At 41.6% G+C, this 18042-nt stretch carries 23 protein-coding genes; 8 read left to right on the forward strand and 15 right to left on the reverse strand.

From position 1 onward, the window contains the following. Positions 1-8: 8 nt before the first annotated feature. The 8 genes from GPK49_RS01325 to GPK49_RS01360 all read right to left on the reverse strand — a co-directional run bounded on the left by GPK49_RS01325 (position 9) and on the right by GPK49_RS01360 (position 6339). The gene (locus GPK49_RS01325; RefSeq protein WP_002304399.1) at positions 9-1049 is read right to left on the reverse strand and encodes a hypothetical protein; all 1041 of its coding nucleotides are present in this window, start codon (positions 1047-1049) and stop codon (positions 9-11) included. 19 nt (positions 1050-1068) lie between these two features. Further along, on the reverse strand, positions 1069-1938 hold the full coding sequence (locus tag GPK49_RS01330; RefSeq protein ID WP_002578944.1) for a hypothetical protein: 870 nt from the start codon (positions 1936-1938) through the stop codon (positions 1069-1071). Positions 1939-3031: 1093 nt separating this feature from the next. Beyond that, on the reverse strand, positions 3032-3577 hold the full coding sequence (locus tag GPK49_RS01335) for an AAA family ATPase (protein ID WP_002304402.1): 546 nt from the start codon (positions 3575-3577) through the stop codon (positions 3032-3034). A gap of 47 nt (positions 3578-3624) precedes the next feature. Further along, positions 3625-3786 carry a hypothetical protein gene (locus GPK49_RS13120; RefSeq protein ID WP_002304403.1) on the reverse strand — a complete coding sequence of 54 codons (162 nt, stop codon included), beginning with the start codon at positions 3784-3786 and terminating at the stop codon, positions 3625-3627. Between the two features lies 1 nt (position 3787). Then, positions 3788-3973: an epsilon antitoxin gene (locus tag GPK49_RS01345; protein WP_002293774.1), complete on the reverse strand. Its 186-nt coding sequence runs from the start codon at positions 3971-3973 to the stop codon at positions 3788-3790. 12 nt (positions 3974-3985) lie between these two features. Then, entirely contained in the window at positions 3986-4753 is a 768-nt protein-coding gene (erm(B), locus tag GPK49_RS01350; RefSeq protein WP_255420040.1) for a 23S rRNA (adenine(2058)-N(6))-methyltransferase Erm(B), read from the reverse strand. 4 nt (positions 4754-4757) lie between these two features. After that, on the reverse strand, positions 4758-5102 hold the full coding sequence (locus tag GPK49_RS01355) for a helix-turn-helix domain-containing protein (protein ID WP_198957774.1): 345 nt from the start codon (positions 5100-5102) through the stop codon (positions 4758-4760). 100 nt (positions 5103-5202) lie between these two features. Continuing rightward, on the reverse strand, positions 5203-6339 hold the full coding sequence (locus GPK49_RS01360) for a tyrosine-type recombinase/integrase (RefSeq protein WP_002304408.1): 1137 nt from the start codon (positions 6337-6339) through the stop codon (positions 5203-5205). 382 nt (positions 6340-6721) lie between these two features. Here GPK49_RS01360 and GPK49_RS01365 point away from each other — a divergent pair, with 382 nt between their 5' ends. After that, positions 6722-7099, forward strand: coding sequence for a helix-turn-helix domain-containing protein (locus GPK49_RS01365; RefSeq protein ID WP_002578940.1), 378 nt, complete (start codon positions 6722-6724; stop codon positions 7097-7099). Between the two features lie 162 nt (positions 7100-7261). On the opposite strand, the gene GPK49_RS01370 is transcribed toward GPK49_RS01365, so the two are convergent. Then, positions 7262-7816, reverse strand: a complete 555-nt coding sequence (locus GPK49_RS01370) for an ImmA/IrrE family metallo-endopeptidase (RefSeq protein WP_002304410.1) — start codon at positions 7814-7816, stop codon at positions 7262-7264. Between the two features lie 51 nt (positions 7817-7867). After that, complete coding sequence (locus GPK49_RS01375; protein WP_002304411.1) at positions 7868-8317, reverse strand: helix-turn-helix domain-containing protein; 450 nt, start codon at positions 8315-8317, stop codon at positions 7868-7870. 286 nt (positions 8318-8603) lie between these two features. Here GPK49_RS01375 and GPK49_RS01380 point away from each other — a divergent pair, with 286 nt between their 5' ends. The 7 genes from GPK49_RS01380 to GPK49_RS01410 all read left to right on the forward strand — a co-directional run bounded on the left by GPK49_RS01380 (position 8604) and on the right by GPK49_RS01410 (position 13410). Then, positions 8604-9167 (forward strand): hypothetical protein, encoded by a 564-nt coding sequence (locus GPK49_RS01380; RefSeq protein ID WP_002304412.1) that lies wholly within the window; start codon positions 8604-8606, stop codon positions 9165-9167. Positions 9168-9429: 262 nt separating this feature from the next. Continuing rightward, entirely contained in the window at positions 9430-9735 is a 306-nt protein-coding gene (locus GPK49_RS01385) for a helix-turn-helix transcriptional regulator (protein WP_002304413.1), read from the forward strand. A 517-nt stretch (positions 9736-10252) separates the two neighbouring features. Next, the gene (locus GPK49_RS01390; protein ID WP_002304415.1) at positions 10253-10657 is read left to right on the forward strand and encodes a type II toxin-antitoxin system PemK/MazF family toxin; all 405 of its coding nucleotides are present in this window, start codon (positions 10253-10255) and stop codon (positions 10655-10657) included. Between the two features lie 6 nt (positions 10658-10663). Continuing rightward, on the forward strand, positions 10664-10900 hold the full coding sequence (locus GPK49_RS01395; RefSeq protein WP_002304418.1) for a helix-turn-helix domain-containing protein: 237 nt from the start codon (positions 10664-10666) through the stop codon (positions 10898-10900). 117 nt (positions 10901-11017) lie between these two features. Continuing rightward, positions 11018-11641: a helix-turn-helix domain-containing protein gene (locus tag GPK49_RS01400; RefSeq protein WP_002304420.1), complete on the forward strand. Its 624-nt coding sequence runs from the start codon at positions 11018-11020 to the stop codon at positions 11639-11641. Between the two features lie 4 nt (positions 11642-11645). After that, positions 11646-13019, forward strand: coding sequence for a site-specific integrase (locus GPK49_RS01405; protein ID WP_002304423.1), 1374 nt, complete (start codon positions 11646-11648; stop codon positions 13017-13019). 85 nt (positions 13020-13104) lie between these two features. Further along, positions 13105-13410, forward strand: coding sequence for a hypothetical protein (locus tag GPK49_RS01410; protein ID WP_002304425.1), 306 nt, complete (start codon positions 13105-13107; stop codon positions 13408-13410). 789 nt (positions 13411-14199) lie between these two features. On the opposite strand, the gene GPK49_RS01415 is transcribed toward GPK49_RS01410, so the two are convergent. The 5 genes from GPK49_RS01415 to GPK49_RS01435 all read right to left on the reverse strand — a co-directional run bounded on the left by GPK49_RS01415 (position 14200) and on the right by GPK49_RS01435 (position 17785). After that, positions 14200-15591, reverse strand: coding sequence for a tyrosine-type recombinase/integrase (locus GPK49_RS01415; protein WP_007862346.1), 1392 nt, complete (start codon positions 15589-15591; stop codon positions 14200-14202). Continuing rightward, the gene (locus tag GPK49_RS01420) at positions 15569-16006 is read right to left on the reverse strand and encodes a helix-turn-helix domain-containing protein (RefSeq protein WP_117440306.1); all 438 of its coding nucleotides are present in this window, start codon (positions 16004-16006) and stop codon (positions 15569-15571) included. Before GPK49_RS01420 ends, GPK49_RS01415 begins: the two co-directional genes overlap by 23 nt. 104 nt (positions 16007-16110) lie before the next feature. Beyond that, the gene (locus tag GPK49_RS01425) at positions 16111-16338 is read right to left on the reverse strand and encodes a helix-turn-helix domain-containing protein (protein ID WP_215676522.1); all 228 of its coding nucleotides are present in this window, start codon (positions 16336-16338) and stop codon (positions 16111-16113) included. Positions 16339-16368: 30 nt separating this feature from the next. Then, a complete protein-coding gene (locus GPK49_RS01430; protein WP_002569115.1) occupies positions 16369-16749 on the reverse strand; it encodes a type II toxin-antitoxin system PemK/MazF family toxin in 381 nt (126 codons plus the stop codon). A 487-nt stretch (positions 16750-17236) separates the two neighbouring features. Beyond that, complete coding sequence (locus GPK49_RS01435; protein ID WP_006059623.1) at positions 17237-17785, reverse strand: sigma-70 family RNA polymerase sigma factor; 549 nt, start codon at positions 17783-17785, stop codon at positions 17237-17239. Positions 17786-18042 lie beyond the last annotated feature (257 nt).

The following is an 18042-nucleotide window of genomic DNA, read 5'->3' on the forward strand; positions in this document are numbered from 1 at the left end:
GTATGCACCTACCTTTCTCTGCTCAAGACCCTAACATGATTATCTGGTCTAATAGAATCAATCATTGAAGAAAAAATACCAAACGCTGTAGGAAAGAAATTTGCTAATAGCTCTAATTTGCCTTGGTCTCCCATAGACGCTTCAAAAAAGTGGGCAAAGGCTTCTGCTTGTAGATTGCCCGGTCTCGTCCAATAGTTCCTTGAGTGACCATAATTTCCGTGCAATTGACCATTTGTTGTCGCATCAATTAAGTCCGAGAAGGAGTGAGCTGAATCCTGCCTAATACGGGTCAGAAAAGCAGTTTGCTTTTCCACTGGAAGATTGTTATATAAGCTCAGGATTCTTTGTCCGTCCTCAACCAGTGCCTCAGCAAATTCTGGAGTATTGGATAGATTGCTCCGATAGTTGCACGAAGCATGGTCGATCATGTGAGCAAGCTCGTGGAAATAAGTTGTTCCTGCACCTCTTGGATTTGTCATATCAGAAGCTGCATTGTAGTAGACTCCTCGTGAATGCCCTATATAATTTCCCGGTGAGTAATGTGCTGTCTGATCCGGTGGATATTCAGAATCTTGTATCATCAGTTTACCAGCGAAATGGTCAAACACTTCTCTGACATTCTGCTCTGCATTTTCATGGCGTTGTGATATAACAGCGATATATCCGTCTGGTGTGCTACCTTGGGTTAGCACGCCAAGGCAATACTGATAAGACGAATTACCAACATTAGGTGTTTGCAGACCCTGGAGGAAAGAATTTCGTGCAGAAGGAGTGTCCAAATTAACATTATCATATTCTTGTACACTTTTGGCAAGTGAAGCAACGTATTTTTCGGCCTGAAGCATAATCTGTAAAATATCATTCAGGGCTTTGTTGCAATCTTTTACGATAGTTCCCAGCTCATCGTACTTCTTGTCATTCCATCCAATTCCCAATTGCTGATATTTCATCTTCACAGAACTTCTTGTAGTTTCGATAGAAGAAATGGAGGTCCGCATATTTTTCAGTATTGTCAGTAATTGAGTTGCATCAGCATTTACGTTGCTCAAACACTCACCTCCTCATTTGTTAATCATTTCGAGTGTAGCTACCTGTTACTAAAACCGGGATATATGTATCAAGCGATTGAGCTGCAAGTGTTCGATGTCGCCCATCACTCTGAAATACATAATAAGAACCTACCTGCGCAACCTGGACAGGATTATTGTAATAGCTACGAATGGTATCATCTAACACTGGGTTTTGTGAAAGCTCATCCAAAGACATTCCTGACTCAGTATTTTGACGAACATCTTGGATGTGCGAAGCTCGCCTTAGAATGTTTTCTCTCGACCATCCCTCTCGACCATTCCGTGTCCAAAATCCTTCCGGGTTCCCAAGTTCTCGGTCACTGAGATAAACTCCTTCAATATCCCTTGCTCTAACGTATACGAGTTCTGGATTTTCATTTCGAGAAAAGGTATAGTTCCCGTTCTCCCAATAATCTCGATATTCTTCATAGTGATTTCCACGGGAAAAATATCGTTCAGCTGATAGTCTGTCTTGAACAAATGCAAGATTAGAACCAAAGGTATTTGACTCAAAGGTGGTTGTATCTGCACTTGATGGTGTAACAGCAAAACTACTGGTCTGAGGTGTGCTTGCAGATATTCCATTTGTAGATCCTAGTTGAACACTTTCGTATTCACTAAGGCTCTTGGCGAGTAAAGCCACATATTTTTCTGCTTGAAGCATAATTACCAATATGTCATTGAGAGCCTTGTTGCAGTCTCTTACAACCACGCCCAACTCGTTGTATTTTTTATCTTGCCATCCAGCACCTAACTGTTCATATTTCATCTTTACAGATTTTTTGGTAGTTTCGATGGAGGAAATGGAATCCTGCATTTTTTTCAGCATTGCGAATAGCTGAACGGAGTCAGCATTTACCATACTCATTTCATCACCTCCTGGCAGCGGATTTTGTGAAGTGCAAAGCGGCGATGTGTCAGGAAAGTCTGACACATCACTGCTTCGGCAAGATTTAATTTAGAGAGGAAAGAAATTGTTCCAACTCAGCAGCGGTCGGTGCAATGTACGGTTTCATCTGGTAAGTATCCTTAACACCGTCTGTGAAGTATACGCTCCTTTCTTTTTTCGTTTTGTTGGTTCATTTTCGCCAGTGTGTTCGTGTCGTTTGCTGTGACGAGAACGCAACATAGACACAAAGAAAACACAAGGGCGAGCTTGCTCGTTTATATACCCTTGTGTTTTCGACTGGATATGTTAAGGTAACAAACAGTAAATGACACGTTACAGACTGCAAAATGTACCAACTGAAAAAAGAAAGAATACCGTTGTGTGCTTTATTTCTCGATCAGCTTTTCAAACATGAGGAAAGGTTTTTATAAAAAAAGAGTAGTTACCGTTTTTTGGTAACTACTCTTTTCCTTTTTTAAGGTTTAAAGTCCTGGAAGTTTAGGTGTTTTGGGTATTGGTGGTGTAGGTAGCTGCAAGCTTTCCAATTTTTGTTGAATTGCTTTAAATTCAGGGGTTTCTTGGTGTTGATTTTGAACCATTTTTTGCTCTATTCTCTCCAAAGTCGGTTGAATTTCTTTCCCTGATACTTTACGATTTAATTCTCTTTCTAAGGTCTCTTTCGGACTAATGGAAGGCGTTTCTAAACTTGAATAGAAGTTTCACTCCTTCTCTATTATAAAGCCTTATATCGCTAAATAAGCCCGTTTTATGAAGGGTTTCTAAGCTGAAATGAACGGGTTTACACCCGGCCTTGACCTCCGCCCGCTGTCCCGCTGAATGGGTGGACAAGGCGGCCAATCCCTCAAAGTGCTTGGACGCTCTCTTTCTGATTTTGGAGCGTTTCTTTTCTAAAAATTGAAATGGGCGGGAAGCCATTTTAGGGCTTTCCCGCCTTGATTACTTTTTAGCAAAGACGGGCGTGACTGTCAACGGCGGCGCATGAAATGCGCCGTTCATCTTGACCGTTGACTGGCTCGGCTGGCTTTGCTATCTTCCTGACAAATGGGAATGTCTAAGATAGTAAAGACGTCCCACATGCAACTCTTTCTTTTATTGCGGAAACCGTATCTTTAATTGTGAATGTAGTTGTGTCTATGACATTTGATTCATATATCCCCAAACCGGAAAATTGCTCCCACATTGTTTCCACTAATTCAATATTTGTTTTTCTATCTAATTTTGAGCGTTCCACAGCTCGCTTCATAGTTTCTTTTTTACTCGCTCTTAATACAATATAGTGTACCTCGTAATCTTCTTGGGCAAGAGCTTTCCATGGCTCCAAAAACCATGGCCCGACAATCCCATCTACAATTACATCATATCCGCCACGAGCATATCGCTTTGCAGCTTCTAAAAAGGCTTCAATGACAACCAGATTTTGCTTGTTGGATTCTGGCAAATGTGGTGGTATTGCGCCTTTGCTTAAGTAATGAAAAAAGTCATCGGTGTGCATATGCACTGATTTATCCATATCTGATTCCTTTGCGACAATTGACGCAGTTGTTGTTTTTCCTGTCCCCGGTGAGCCTGTAATCACAATAATTCTTCCTTGATTCATCTGTATTTTCCCTCACAATTTGAATTTATCACTTTGTTCCTGCCTGCTCAATCATCTTCTTCGCAAACTGGTTTTCCCTGACCCTGATTGCCCACCAAGTAAAAAAGCGGTTGGCGATTCAACCGCTTTTTTACTTGAACCAATTCTTCTAAATTATCATTTAAGCGATTCTCAAACTGTTTGTCAGTAAAATTGACTATATTTGCCATATTAAGCCACTTTCTCTTTATTCAAAACTTGTTTTGAGTAACGATTCATTGACCGCCAATACTCATGAACGGCTTGTAATTCTTCTAAAGAATAATCAAAAAGATTTACACGTTTTGCAAGCTTTAATTGGTTTAATAAATTGACTTCCAATAATTGAGAGTCATTTTTATTTAATTCATGGTTCAAAACATAGTTTAATTATTTCCTCCCGTTAAATAATAGATAACTATTAAAAATAGACAATACTTGCTCATAAGTAACGGTACTTAAATTGTTTACTTTGGCGTGTTTCATTGCTTGATGAAACTGATTTTTAGTAAACAGTTGACGATATTCTCGATTGACCCATTTTGAAACAAAGTACGTATATAGCTTCCAATATTTATCTGGAACATCTGTGGTATGGCGGGTAAGTTTTATTAAGACACTGTTTACTTTTGGTTTAGGATGAAAGCATTCCGCTGGCAGCTTAAGCAATTGCTGAATCGAGACTTGAGTGTGCAAGAGCAACCCTAGTGTTCGGTGAATATCCAAGGTACGCTTGTAGAATCCTTCTTCAACAATCAGATAGATGTCAGACGCATGGCTTTCAAAAACCACTTTTTTAATAATTTGTGTGCTTAAATGGTAAGGAATACTCCCAACAATTTTATACCTCTGTTTGTTAGGGAATTGAAACTGTAGAATATCTTGGTGAATTAAAGTGACACGAGTATTCAGTTTTAATTTTTCTGACGATAAGTTGAATAGATGACTGTCTAATTCAATAGACGTTACCTGTTTACTTATTTTAGCCAGTTTCGTCGTTAAATGCCCTTTACCTGTTCCAATTTCGTAAACGGTATCGGTTTCTTTTAAATTCAATTGTTTTATTATTTGGTTGAGTACTTTTTCACTCGTTAAAAAGTTTTGAGAATATTTTATATTTTTGTTCATGTAATATCCCTTTTTATTTGCTGTGAATATTCGCTCATTTTTCTTCCTCAATAAAAACTCTACCAGCTAACCAACATTCGTCTAATTCATTTGGGAATAATTCAAGCTGGCGAATCATATAATGTGTACTTGGAATGTAATCAAAATAAAACAATAGTGCTAGATATAAACTCCATGGAATTGGGCGTGTCCGATTTTCGTAGGCACTATAAGTTTGTCGTGAAATACCAACAGCCGAAGCAATTTCTTCTTGTGATGCACCAACTTTTCCTCTGAGTGCGGGTAACTCAATCGCCAATTGAGTGGCCAAGTTCTCTTTCTCATCTTTACTAAAATTCCAAAACTGCTTATAAGCATCTCGCCCTACAAATTGAATCAATAAATCTCCTCCTGGGTATACTCTTTCGTAGAGTACATTACTCCACGAAAAAACACCGCCAAACACTGAAAACTCAGCATTATTTGACGGTGTTGACAATTTATTTGACGGCTAATAAATCAGAAAGCCGTTGCATATTTTCTCTTTTTAAATCCATGGATGGGTGTACATAGCGATTCATTGTAATATTCACGCTGGCATGACCCAATATTTCGCTGAGACTTTTTACATCGAATCCAAGCTCTATGCACCTTGTAGCAAATGTATGACGTAACGAGTGATAATTTGCGGAGGTGATTCCGCTGTTTTTCAATACCTTCTTAAAATGATTTTGCATGGTTCTTGGTTCTAATGGATTCTGATCGCTATTGGTTAGGATGTAGCCAGTAGAAGAAGCTTTGTGTGCTGTAAGAATAGTCATTAAGCCATGGGGTACTGGAATAGTACGGATGGAGCAAGCACTTTTTGGTGTGGTAACAACAATCCTTGTCTTGTATTCACTGTTGGTTCTATCTTGGATTCTCTGGAGCGTTTGATGCACGTGGATTGTGTAATCTGAGAATGAAACATCTTCCCATCGTAACGCACAAATTTCACCTACTCTGAGACCAGTGAATAAACATACTAATATACCAATATTGCAGGAATCAAGATTAGAATACAAGTATTGGCATAATTTTTCCTGTTCAGCACGACTCAAAACTCTCATTTCCTTCGTTTGACGTTTTATCTGTATAGATCGTGCGTCACAAGAAATGGCTTTCCCGTTTCGGGTGGCAAATTGTAAGACATTTCGAATTAGAGATAAAATATCTGAAACAGTTTTAGAGGAAAGTCCATTCTCCTTTAATCCACCAGAAACAAGGAAAAAATTACACTGCGTTTCAATAAACTCGTGTGTTATATCACGCAATTGTTTGCTTCCGAACACAGGAAGTATATACGAGCTGAGAAGATTCCTATATTTGTTGCTTGTAGATTCCTTCACTTTAGGACATATAGCTTGAAACCATTCCATAGCAACCTGTTCAAATTGATCTGAGCTAATTTCTGGATCGACAGTGACAGAATTACTCGTGCACGAACTTTGACTGATAAGTTTTGCCTTGACTTCTCGATATGACTTTGCATAAACATAACCGTAATTGGCTTTGCCTGTAGAAGATCGGGACTTAATGTATCTTCCTTCCCATCTGCCGTCTTTCCTTTTGTAAATATTTTCTCCTTTTCGTGCCATAAGGTACACCTCCTTCAATATGACTATAATTCTGACGGCAAATTGTGACTTTGGAACTTTCTAAGATGGATTTTTGTGCAAAACCTCGTGTTTTATGTCCCTAACATATTGACAAACAGTGCGACAATTTGTAAAATAAAGATATAAACTAAAAAAAACAGAGAAGAATGCGATTCGTGGAGTAATGTACTCTACGAATTTTTTATTTTAAAGAACCTCAAGATAGCTCATATTGTCGTCTTGGGGTTCTTTTCATTCTATCATTTAATGCAATCTGCCTATAAAATTTTATCATATTGCATTTATAAATGCAACTTGCACCCGATGTTGGTTGTTGAGATTTTTGGTACATTTTATAATGTATAGCAGAATCATACACAGCATGGAGGTGATTGAAACGCAACCGGAAATTGATTACGTTAAGATTGGTCAGCGCATTAGAGCTGCCCGACTGGAAAAGGGTTATAGTCAGGCTGATTTGGGTGCGTTGGTTGGTTGCTCGAACAATCATATGAGCCATGTTGAAGTTGGACAGACGAAAGTTTCTTTGGCAATGCTTCTAAAACTGGCATTCGTCTTGGAAAAGAACTTTGACTATTTTTTACTGGATACCCCATATGCAAAATGCGACAGCATCATTGATAATGAGATTGCTGCAAAACTGAAAAAGTGTAATGTAACAACATTGATAACCGTAGGAAAGTTGATTGATGTCTTGATTGACCAGCAAGAGATGATAAAAAAAGCGGAGCTTGATTGATATAATGAAAAAGAAGCCCATTGACGGTACAGAGTGAACTGCTATGGGGTTCTTTTTTGCAGCACAATATACTGATTCTTTAAGAAGCAAAAAGTCCACCAGTCATGATGCACTACGCATCGTACTGGTGGACTTTTTCTGTAAAGATATAAAAATAGATATTCATATATCGCCATAACCAATGTCGTTATCGTAGGCATGAAGATCTTCTTTCAGGAAATCTGCTTTACGAATATACATCGAATTTACCAGCTCTCCTTTTTCGTGGAGCAGGCTGAATTTGTAGTCTAATAATGCTGCCGGTACATAGAGCATTTTAGCCGTTTCAAAAAATGTGTGTTCCGAAAGGCATTCCAGGACTTTCCCATCTTCTAACAGAAGCTCCGCCGCAAAGAAGTTTGCTTCATTTTCTTCGATTGATCTATCATCAAAAACTTCCATTTCTTGAAAGCCGTGCATCATAGCGATTTTTGTATGCAGGACAGCGTGTCCTAATTCATGTGCGACTAATATACGCTCCAGGATACCGTTCACATTGTGATCTATCACGATATTCTTTTGTCTGGACTGGTAATAGAAGAAGCCCTTCAATTTCTTCTGTAAATCGTAATAGTGGATTTTGATACCTAACAGCTGACATAGCTCGTAAGGGTCTCTGGTGTGATATTTTCGCACAAGCTTATCGACAGTTTCAATGATATGCTCTGCCGTTTTCATTTGCTTCACCTCCGAATCGCACACAGAAAACATATTCTGTGCTTGAGGATTTTACTCTTTATCTTTATGCTTTCTGTATTTCTTCGGAGTGTACTTTTCCCGTGCTGTTTTCTTAGAGTCCATATAAACTGACATAATCGCCTGGAAGAATACATCTTTTGCGTCCTCGTCCAATTCTCCACCGGCAAACAGAGAATTTACACGACCCAACACTTCCTGAGCTTCTTTTGCTCCTTTTGAACCGAAGTTTTCCTTTGCCTCTAAAATAAACATATCCTGATCTATATGGCTCTGGCTATCCGTTTCAGATTCGTCCAAAAGATAGGACACAGAGATATGCAGTGCTTCAGCAAGTTTTCTGATGTTGCTTTTTCTGGGGAGTGTTCCGAGCTGCTCATAGGTGTAAAGGGATCTTTCGGAAATGCCGGTCATCTGGGCAAGCTCCGTTTGAGATAGGTTCATAGCCAAACGAGCTTCTTTAATTTTTTCTCCAAATGTCATGGTAGTATCCTTCCTTTCAAAAAATATTTATTCGTAACTTCCGATTATTTGTTGACAAACTTCTGGAAAATGCTATAATAAGAATCATAACAGAAGTTTTAATTCCACTTAATTATATATCGGAACTTTTATAAAGTCAAGAACTTCCGATTTCACTTCTGTTATTTTAATCAAATATCGGAAGTTATAGTCATTCTTGTCCCATGGTATTTGTTTCCCTTTAGCCAAGTGACAGGAGTTAGAAAGGAATTCTTATTTTATGGATTAGGCTGAAAGGAGATTCTGAATGAGCAGATATAATACACAGGTATTAAGCAGTATTCGAATGCTTTGCCGGATGCAGAACATTGACGAGAAGGTTCTGTATGAAAGAGCAAAGCTGATTTTATCCATATATCGAGAGGTGTGCTGGTCTACCATTGATCGTGCGAATGATGTATGTGATACCCTTATTTGTACTTACGGTGACAGCTTAGATGGTGCATTGATTTATCTGGAGAACTTTGCTCCGGATGAAGCGAGAGAACGATTTGAAGAACGCATTCGCAGCTTATTTGAGACAAAGTGGATCATTGAACTGGTAGATATGGCTATGTTGAAAATCAGAGAATATCCAGATAAAGGCGCTCTGTACTGTGAGATTATCTCAAAGGCATATCTCAACCGCTTCAAGTACAGGGAATCAGAAATGCTGGAGGTTTTGAATATGGAACGCAGCACCTACTATGACCGAAAGAAAGAAGCGATACTGTTATTTGGTCTGTCACTTTGGGGAACAGCCATTCCTAAATTGAAAGATTTCCTGGAAAGTGCCCGGGAGGAAGAAGCATTGTGTTATTGTGAATGCTAAGACAGGATTTTAGTCCGACTAAAATCCGATGAAAATACGACGGTTCCCCTACTGAAAGTCCGACTTGTCCAGTGTTAAAATGGCTATGCTGGGAGATAGCGGCATAAAATTGAATAGAGAGAGTTACGCCTCGTGCCTGTAATGGGTACGGGGCTTTTTTTATACCTGCCTATTTTCCCCCATAATTAACACAAAGGCATGAACGAGAGCTTGGAGTAATTTACTCCGGCTCTTTTTTTATGCCTGCAAGGAGGACAGGCAGATGGCAAAGGGTATTGAGAATCGGGCACGATCTCCTCCCGCTGTTTTTGATTTTGCAACTTCACAAATTCAAAAACACGGAGGAACGAAAATGTATTACGACTTGGTTGAAAGCGGAAAAAGAATTAAAGCCTTGAGAAAGGAACATGGGCTTACACAGGAACAGCTTGCGGAGCAGTTAGGTGTTGCCGCAAACACCATTGCACGAATTGAAACCGGCAACAGAGGTATCTCTATTGATTTGGCAATCGAACTGGTTGTGCGCTTTGAGACAACCCTTGATTACATATTTTTAGGTCGTGAATAACCTCAAAACTATACCTACGAGGCAATAAAAACTTGCATGAGGAACAGGTACAATTTAGATACAGCCAAAGAAAATCGGCTGCTTGATCCTTGAAAACTGAATACACAGTCATCGAATACGTTCCTGTTGCCGGTGCGAGAGCATCAGCCACATCAGCGGTACGCCGAGACGTATCGGATAGAGAAACAGAACGACTTTCTTCTATAAATTAAGCGCTTGTCTCTCTCCCGATGCCAGCGATCAATACTGGCTTGTAAATATTGGGTTGCTCCCAATACGGCCATGAAAGCAACAGGATTAAAGATACTTCTCTACGGAGCTGGCGGAGAACCCGGCAGAGGTTAGATTCCTATGGAACTGATTCGCAATCAGTCGTTCGGTGATTCCCTGAGGGCGTAAGCCCTCTTTCCCAGGGGTGCGTGGCAAATATGGGACACATAGACTTTTGGACTGACTGCCTGATTCCTTTCTGGCAGTCAGTTATTACATAGCCAACGAAAGGAGGTCATGGCACATGATGAAAGAAAATTGGGTATATTGCCGTGGTGATATTTATTGCGCCAAGCTGGACCCGGTAGTTGGGTCGGAACAAGGCGGCATCCGTCCGGTTATCGTCATTCAGAACGATACCGGTAATAAACACGCTCCCACATTGATTGTGGCAACGGTCACCACCAGAATCCATAAGAAAGCGAATATGCCGACGCACTTTGTTATTTACGACAATCCTGCATTCAAAGAAGCGTCCGTTGTTCAGCTGGAACAGATTCGTACCATTGATAAAAGCAGGATTGATAATTACTTAGGTAAGGTAACGCCCCGTGAAATGGTAGCGATTGAGAAAGCCTTATCTGTCAGCCTGGCAATGGAACAGCTGAAAAAGCGTTCCCCAAAACATAAAGCAAAGAGAGCGAAGGAGTGAACATAAATGTTTGAAGAAAGAATCGCTGCCATGAATCAGCGCACCGAAGAAGCGATGGCTGCTAACGCAGTTCAGTTTGATAAGAGAACCTATACGGTTGATGAGATTCAGGATATTCTGGGCATCAGCAGAACCAGCGCATACAACCTTGTGAAAAAGAAAGTTTTCCATAGCGTCCGCATCGGTGGCAGTATCAGAATCTCCAAAAAGAGTTTTGATGAGTGGTTGGATCATCAAATGTAAGATTTGTCAAGGGCGTCGTACAACCCGGCGACAAACTTCAAAACATATTGAGAGTTCGATAAAATGTAGCCATGACAAGAAACACATGGCTACATTTTTTACATAGGAGGTTGTACGATGGCGGAAATGAGAAAACGCACGAGTATGTCTGTTCTGGAAATGGGCAGGATGCTCGGTCTTGGTAAAACGGAGTCATACTGGCTCATTAAGAAGAATTACTTCAAAACCATTCTTGTCGGCAACACCATGAGGGTGATGATCGACAGCTTTGAAGAATGGTATGCCAATCAGTTCAAATACCAGAAGGTCGATGGAACCCCTCCCGGCGAGGAATTGAAGAAAACTACATATTCAATGGAGGAGCTTGGACAGCGCCTTGGGCTGAAAGAAGCGACTGCTTACGAACTGGTTGCCAAAGGGCATTTTGATGTGGTCGATGTCCTGGGCAAGCGCAGAGTGACAAAGGAGAGCTTTGAAAGATGGTATGCTTCTCAAACCGATTACCGCACGGTAGAGGATCAGGAACTGGATGCAGATATTATGGCATCCACCTACGGTCTGCCGGAAATGGCAAGAATGCTTGGGGTACATCGTCAGACCATTTACTATATCGTTGCCAATGAAGATTTTGAGCTTATCAAGGTTGGCAGGTATAAGCGAGCTACCAAAGAGAGCTTTGAAAAATGGTATCACAATCAGACCCGCTACCAGTTAGCGGAAGATAGACAGGAAAGGAGCTGATTACATGGCATCTATCGTTAAGAGAAAAAAGAAGTATTCTGTGGTTTATACATACACCGATGAGAACGGCAACAAGCGTCAGAAGTGGGAAACCTTTGAAACGAATGCCGAAGCAAAGAAAAGGAAGTTGCAGGTTGAATATGAGCAGGAGTCCGGAACCTTTATTCCCCCTTCTGCTAAAACCGTCAATGATCTTTTGGATGAGTATATGTCAATCTATGGTGTGAACACCTGGGCGATGTCTACCTATGAAAGCAGAAAGAGCCTGATTGCAAACTATATTCGTCCCCTCATCGGTGATATGAAGCTGGAGGATGTCACGCCGAGAATCATGGACAAGTATTACCGAGATTTGCTTTCTGTCAAAGCGGTTTCTTCTAAGTATGTAAAAGCCCGTACAGAATATCTGACTCCGCATACTGTCCGAGAGGTTCACAAGACATTGCGAAATGCTTTCAATCAAGCGGTCAAGTGGGAATTGATGACCAGAAACCCTGTGGAGCACGCTACGCTGCCGAAAGAAGAACACAAGACCAGGGATATCTGGACAGCAGAAGTGCTCCAGAAGGCTCTGGAAGCCTGTGACGATGATATTCTTCGTCTGGCTATTAACCTTGCCTTCTCCTGTTCCCTGCGAATGGGCGAGCTTCTGGGGCTTACCTGGGACTGTATTGACATTTCCCCCACCAGTATTGAACTTGGTCAGGCAAGCATCTTCGTTGAAAAGGAGTTGCAGAGAGTAAATCGTGAAGCGATGGCAGATCTGGACGGTAAGGACATCATGTTCAAGTTCCCACCGACCTTCGCCAGTACGCATACCGCATTGGTTCTCAAAACTCCTAAGACCAAAACAAGTGTCCGCAAGGTGTTCTTACCGAAAACCGTAGCGGAAATGTTGGTACAGCGAAAGGCTGACATCGAAGAACTGAAAGACCTTTTCGGTGACGAGTTCGTAGACTTCAATCTGGTTTTCTGTTCTTCCAATGGCAAGCCGATTGAGGGGCAGGTTATCAACCGTGCTTTCAATAAGCTGATTGAGGAGAAGGGACTGCCGAAAGTGGTTTTCCATAGTCTCCGACATTCCAGTATCACTTACAAGCTGAAGCTGAACGGCGGCGATATGAAATCCGTTCAAGGCGATTCCGGTCATGCACAGGTCAAGATGGTAGCGGATGTTTACTCCCATATCATCGACGATGACCGCAGACTGAACGCTGAAAGAATGGAAGCTGCGTTCTACTCAGGCAGACAGGCAACGCCTGAGCCGGTTCAACCAGCCGCAACGGAAAGCTCCGCTGATGATAAAGAACTTCTTCTGAAGCTTCTGCAAAATCCGGAAATGGCAGCACTCCTGAAGTCGCTGGCAAAAACATTATAGTAACTGCAAGGGCAGATCCTTTTACATAGCTACAATAGCTGTAAAAGGGTCTGCCCTTATTTTTTTGTTATGGAGGTCAACGAGTATGGATAGAATCTTTATGGACGAGTATTACGAGCATCTGAGAGCTGACAATATCGAGGCATTTTCCAAGGAAAGGAACGACGAATATGTTGGCAGAGCTGAGGAATACAAAGCAGCAAAGTCGGCATTGCTTGAAGGATTGGGACTTGAGCATTTGTTTGACCATAGCCATGAACTGACTCCGAAAGAGAAAGAAATATGGATGCTGTTCGATAGGGTTGATGTAGCAGAGCTTCTTGCAAGGGATGCTTTTGCCAAGGGTGCTTATATGCTCGGCGCTGAGGATAGAGAGATTATGCTGAAATAAAAAAAGACCTGCTTCGGCGGGTCTAAATTACATAGAATCATTGAGTCTGAAAAACCTTTGAAATTCTTAATAATTCTGGTTGAAAAATTCATTTTGAAATGATATATAAAACAGACTGAAATCTGTGTCTAAGGACACCCGCACCCTCACACGAGAATGAATAGGATTTCCTATCATTTCGCATCACGAGAAGTTACATAGTGACATTTACTTGCACTTGCAACGTCCACCAAAAATCGAAAGACTTGCTAATTTCGAGCCAATCGGACGGTGTAAAATCCCTCTGAATTAGCTATCACAGCGTAGTATCAGATGGGATTTGAAATGCTGAAAAACCTTGTATTTCCAAGCATTTTTAAGCATTAGATGCCACTTCCCGATGTCGTATCGGGTCTACTCCTAAGCGAAAGGCCGTGGGTTCGAATCCCGCCAGGGACGCCAGCAAACACGCCGAAAACCTTTGATTTATCAGGGTTTTCGGCTTTTCTTATTTCTGCGGCTTTTGTGGCTTTTTTGCAAAAAACCTTGGTTTGCTAACATTTGCTAACGAGATTTGGCCTTTTGCTAAGAAAGGCGGTAAGTCAGAGGTTCGATTTTTACCAAAGGAACTTGCAAACATTTGTTAGCAGAAATTAGAGGAAGTTGCAAACAAAATCGCGAATTTGCTAACATCGCTCAAAAATGCTTTCAGAACCTTGCTAACAAAAAAAGTGTTTGGTAACTGTGCAAAGTGGTTCAAACGAAGAAAACCTCTCACAAAGTGAGAGGCGTTCTTCTGAGGGAGGGACTTTATAAAGCTTTTGCCAGCTGCTTGAGCAGTGCGGCAGTTTCGGGATTTTTAAGCAGTTCCAGTATCTTCGCTGCATCACTTTCATCACTTTCAGTGACGGCAGTATCCGCAGTTTTAGGCTCTGTATCTTCAACAGGGTCAGGAGTCTTGGATGAGTAAAATGCTTCCTCCAATCGCTGAGCGTTTATGCAGCGATCCTCGTCGATGATGTGAGAGTAGACATCTGCAACCATTTTTACCTGAGCATGACCAGAGTCGCCCTGGACGGATTTCATATCGCCACCATTGAGTTTCAGCTTGTAGGTGATACTGGAGTGACGGAGAGAATGGAATACAACATGAGGCAGTCCGTTTTCTTTGATAAGTTTATTGAAAGCACGGTTAATTACCTGGCTTTCCATCGGACGACCATTGCTGGAGCAAAAGACCAGGTTATTGTCGATGTATTCATCTCCAAACAGATCCATCAGCTCATCAATTTCTTTTTTTCTTTCTACCAACATATAGGCAACTGTTTTCGGCAGGTACACACGGCGAATACTGGTTTTGGTTTTAGGCTCTTTCAGGACCAGAGCAGTATGGGTACTGGCTATGCAAGGTGGAAACTTCTTAATAACACCTTTGTCACTCAAATCGTCCAATGCACCTCGTGTAACCCGTTGCAGCTCTTTGTTGACGAATATATAAGCTGAACCATTTTCTATGCTCTGTGGTGCAATATCAATGCAGTCCCAGGTAAGGCCCAGCATTTCGCCAATGCGTAAAGAGCAGGAGAACGCCAGATTTAAGGCAAGGGAGAGGATAGGATCATCACAGACTTCCATCGCCTTGCTCAGCGTTTCGGCAGTCCATATATCCCGTTCTTTATGTTCTTCTTTGGGAAGTGTTGCATTCAGGACAGGGTTACGGCTGATTAGTTCCCAACGCACCGCCTGATTAAAGGCACTGCGAAGTAGCTTGTGAATTTCTCTTACTGTATGCGGGGTCAGATATTCGCTTGTGGGTTTGCGGTTGTTGACGCTTACCGTTTTCACAGAGAGCAGATCACGGTAATACTTATCCATCATCCTTGGAGTGATGTCGGATAGTAACATATCTCCGATAATAGGAGTTATGTAGTTTCTCGCCAGACCACGGCGGCTTTCATATGTTGACATTGCCCAGGTATTTACACCATAGATGGACATATATTCATCGAGCAGATCGTTCAGGGTCTTTGCCGTAGGAATAAAGAAGGTTCCAGAGTCCTGCTCATACTCAATTTGCTTTTTTCGTTTTTTTGCTTCTGCATTTGTGCTGAAGGTTTCCCAACGCTGTCTGCGTTTTCCGTTTTCATCTGTGTAATCATACACCACAGAATATTTGCTTTTACGCTTCACGATAGATGCCATTTTCATTGCTCCTTTCTGAGATTTTCACATAATGAGTTTGCTTTTGATACCAGGCTTCAAAACTGCTGGTAATGATACGAATTCTTCGATCAATCAAGATCGTCTCAAAATAGCCCCTTTTAACAAGGTCATAAGCTGTGCCAGATTTCAGCCCCAAAAGATCCGCCATTTCCGGAACTGACATCGTAGTATGCCTCCATTTCTCTCCGGGCGGTGTACCATCCACTTTTTTATAGTGGAACTGGCCGGCATACCAATCTTCAAAGCTATCCAGCATAACTCTCATTCGTCCGGCCACTTGAATTGTTTTGAAATAGTTCTTTTTAACCAACCAGTAGGATTCTACTTTACCAAGCCCAAGCATTTTGCCCATCTCTGGTACAGACATACTGGTCTTTACTCTTTGTTTTTGCATGGCTTTTGCCTCCTCTATAAAGTTTTTCTTGCTATGGCCTCATTGTAAGAGAAAGCAGAAAAAAAGTTAAGGATGTCGATTTGGAGATCGGCATCCTTGACAAATCATTCATCTCCGTGATCCAGCCAGTCATCAAAGCTCTTTTTGGAAATGCGGATATGACCGCCGACTCTGACGCTGTGGAATACACCCTGTTTTACCAGATTATATGCTGTGGGACGACTGATACCCAGAATGTCCTGAATCTCATCGACCGTATAGGTTCTTTTGTCATAGCTGACAGGATTTTGTTCATTAAAGCGGTTCAATTCCGCAATTCTTGCTTCAAACATAAAAACGTCTCCTTTATCCGGTAAGTGGCCTTACGGAGCCTCCATTTCCTCCGGAATATGAATATCTAAACTAACTTGCAGAGCATCATCAATCGCTCTCATTTCTTCGCGAGATACGCGCCCAATGTACGATAAAACACGCCTTTTATCAATCGTTTTAATTTGCTCCAGCAGAACAACAGATTTCAGTCCAAGCTCTGGAACGCTCTCCAGTGCATAGTGTGTGGGCAGCTCCTTTTTCTTAATCCATTTACTGGTGAGTGGAGCTACGATCAAAGTGGGGCAGAAAAAATTCCCCACATTGTTTTGAAGAACCAGGACAGGACGGGTGCCGCCTTGCTCTGATCCAAAATAAGGGTTCAAATTGGCATAATATAAATCCCCACGCTTATAAATCCAATCTTCTTTCATGTTCATCCTCCTATGTTTTGAGATTTGATTATGTAAGAAGGAGGCTCTGCAAATTACAGAGTCTCCTTCAATTTAGCGCCTGTTTTATCCCTTACTTGTCCACGACACCCCAGGGATTTGGGTAATCATTAAGCCGCAGGTGGCTGGCCTGCTTCTCAGGAGTTTCACCTCCACTTCGTTTGGTCTTACCCATGGCCTGCGACGGTTATTATCACGCTCGGACTATGGCTGTAAGAGAGCTTTCCTCCTTGTTATGCCATGACCGGATGCCATCCGATGTATTCCAGCCTGATATATTTCTGATAAACCGAAAACTCATCTATACAGCAAAAATGGGTTGGCCTGTTATGCGAGTGGCAGCTCTCAGAAAATATACCGCTGATGTAGCGGCTATTACGCCCAAAGAGGATCAAACTTAATGATTCGTATATGAGGTTGTCAAGGTGCAAGTGAAAGGATTTCCCTCTCACTTGCTACTGCCACTTTTTTAGAAAATCGCAACCAACTTTTTTATTTTTTCTTCAATTTTTTTCAATCGCTTATCTGCGGCTTGCCGAGTAATACCATATCGTTGGGCTAAACAAGTTGCATTTGGTATTTTCATTTCATAATAGGACAATATAAAATCTCGTTCTGCTGGACTCAGTTTCAATAGAGCTTGGTGTAAATCCTCAAGAAGTAAATTCTGAATAGCTTGTTCCGCAGTATCAACAGATTCATCCACAAACAAATCTGTATCCTGATAACCTTCCTCTGTGCCGTCACGATCTCCCACATGAGAAGCCGGGAATATAGAGCGACTTTTCTCATGTTCCTGGAGATAGCGGCTGTGGCGGTCCTCCTGTTGGTATTTTTCAAAATCTTTGCGAGAACATTCCATGATAATGCGGTCATCTTCATCACGGAACATTTTGACTGTTTCAACAAAAAAGCGCCCAGTAAAGCAACCATTGCGGCGTGCCTTACTGAACGCTGAAAAACTGATTTCCTCCCATTCCTGTGGGCTGTTATTTTTCCAAATGAATACTCTCGTCATATCCTTTCCTCCGTTCAAATTCTTGGTAGTCAGCGAATTTGAACGGTGTCATGGATATTTTGCTATGTACGCCTCCCAGCGCATACCGGCCTCCTAATACCGGGCAAAGAAAAAGGCCGGAAGTGTTTTCACCTCCAGCCATGTTCCTGCCGCCATATTGCAGCAGGAATGAAAAAAGCCCGGTTAATGCCGGGCCTTATGTAGAAAAGTATTCAATTTAGCGCATTCCTGCCACTATAACAAGTATAGCAGGTCGG

The sequence above is a fragment of the Clostridium sp. MCC345 genome, from assembly GCF_018785345.1.
Taxonomy (GTDB): Bacteria; Bacillota; Clostridia; order Lachnospirales; family Anaerotignaceae; genus Anaerotignum_A; species Anaerotignum_A faecicola.

Coding starts and splice junctions, on each gene's coding strand:
- GPK49_RS01330 (WP_002578944.1), bottom strand. CDS start 1,938: ATGAGTATGGTAAATGCTGACTCCGTTCAGCTATTCGCAATGCTGAAA.
- GPK49_RS01335 (WP_002304402.1), bottom strand. CDS start 3,577: ATGAATCAAGGAAGAATTATTGTGATTACAGGCTCACCGGGGACAGGA.
- GPK49_RS13120 (WP_002304403.1), bottom strand. CDS start 3,786: ATGGCAAATATAGTCAATTTTACTGACAAACAGTTTGAGAATCGCTTA.
- GPK49_RS01360 (WP_002304408.1), bottom strand. CDS start 6,339: ATGGCACGAAAAGGAGAAAATATTTACAAAAGGAAAGACGGCAGATGG.
- GPK49_RS01365 (WP_002578940.1), top strand. CDS start 6,722: ATGGAGGTGATTGAAACGCAACCGGAAATTGATTACGTTAAGATTGGT.
- GPK49_RS01370 (WP_002304410.1), bottom strand. CDS start 7,816: ATGAAAACGGCAGAGCATATCATTGAAACTGTCGATAAGCTTGTGCGA.
- GPK49_RS01375 (WP_002304411.1), bottom strand. CDS start 8,317: ATGACATTTGGAGAAAAAATTAAAGAAGCTCGTTTGGCTATGAACCTA.
- GPK49_RS01380 (WP_002304412.1), top strand. CDS start 8,604: ATGAGCAGATATAATACACAGGTATTAAGCAGTATTCGAATGCTTTGC.
- GPK49_RS01385 (WP_002304413.1), top strand. CDS start 9,430: ATGGCAAAGGGTATTGAGAATCGGGCACGATCTCCTCCCGCTGTTTTT.
- GPK49_RS01390 (WP_002304415.1), top strand. CDS start 10,253: ATGAAAGAAAATTGGGTATATTGCCGTGGTGATATTTATTGCGCCAAG.
- GPK49_RS01395 (WP_002304418.1), top strand. CDS start 10,664: ATGTTTGAAGAAAGAATCGCTGCCATGAATCAGCGCACCGAAGAAGCG.
- GPK49_RS01400 (WP_002304420.1), top strand. CDS start 11,018: ATGGCGGAAATGAGAAAACGCACGAGTATGTCTGTTCTGGAAATGGGC.
- GPK49_RS01405 (WP_002304423.1), top strand. CDS start 11,646: ATGGCATCTATCGTTAAGAGAAAAAAGAAGTATTCTGTGGTTTATACA.
- GPK49_RS01410 (WP_002304425.1), top strand. CDS start 13,105: ATGGATAGAATCTTTATGGACGAGTATTACGAGCATCTGAGAGCTGAC.
- GPK49_RS01415 (WP_007862346.1), bottom strand. CDS start 15,591: ATGGCATCTATCGTGAAGCGTAAAAGCAAATATTCTGTGGTGTATGAT.
- GPK49_RS01420 (WP_117440306.1), bottom strand. CDS start 16,006: ATGCAAAAACAAAGAGTAAAGACCAGTATGTCTGTACCAGAGATGGGC.
- GPK49_RS01425 (WP_215676522.1), bottom strand. CDS start 16,338: ATGTTTGAAGCAAGAATTGCGGAATTGAACCGCTTTAATGAACAAAAT.
- GPK49_RS01430 (WP_002569115.1), bottom strand. CDS start 16,749: ATGAAAGAAGATTGGATTTATAAGCGTGGGGATTTATATTATGCCAAT.
- GPK49_RS01435 (WP_006059623.1), bottom strand. CDS start 17,785: ATGACGAGAGTATTCATTTGGAAAAATAACAGCCCACAGGAATGGGAG.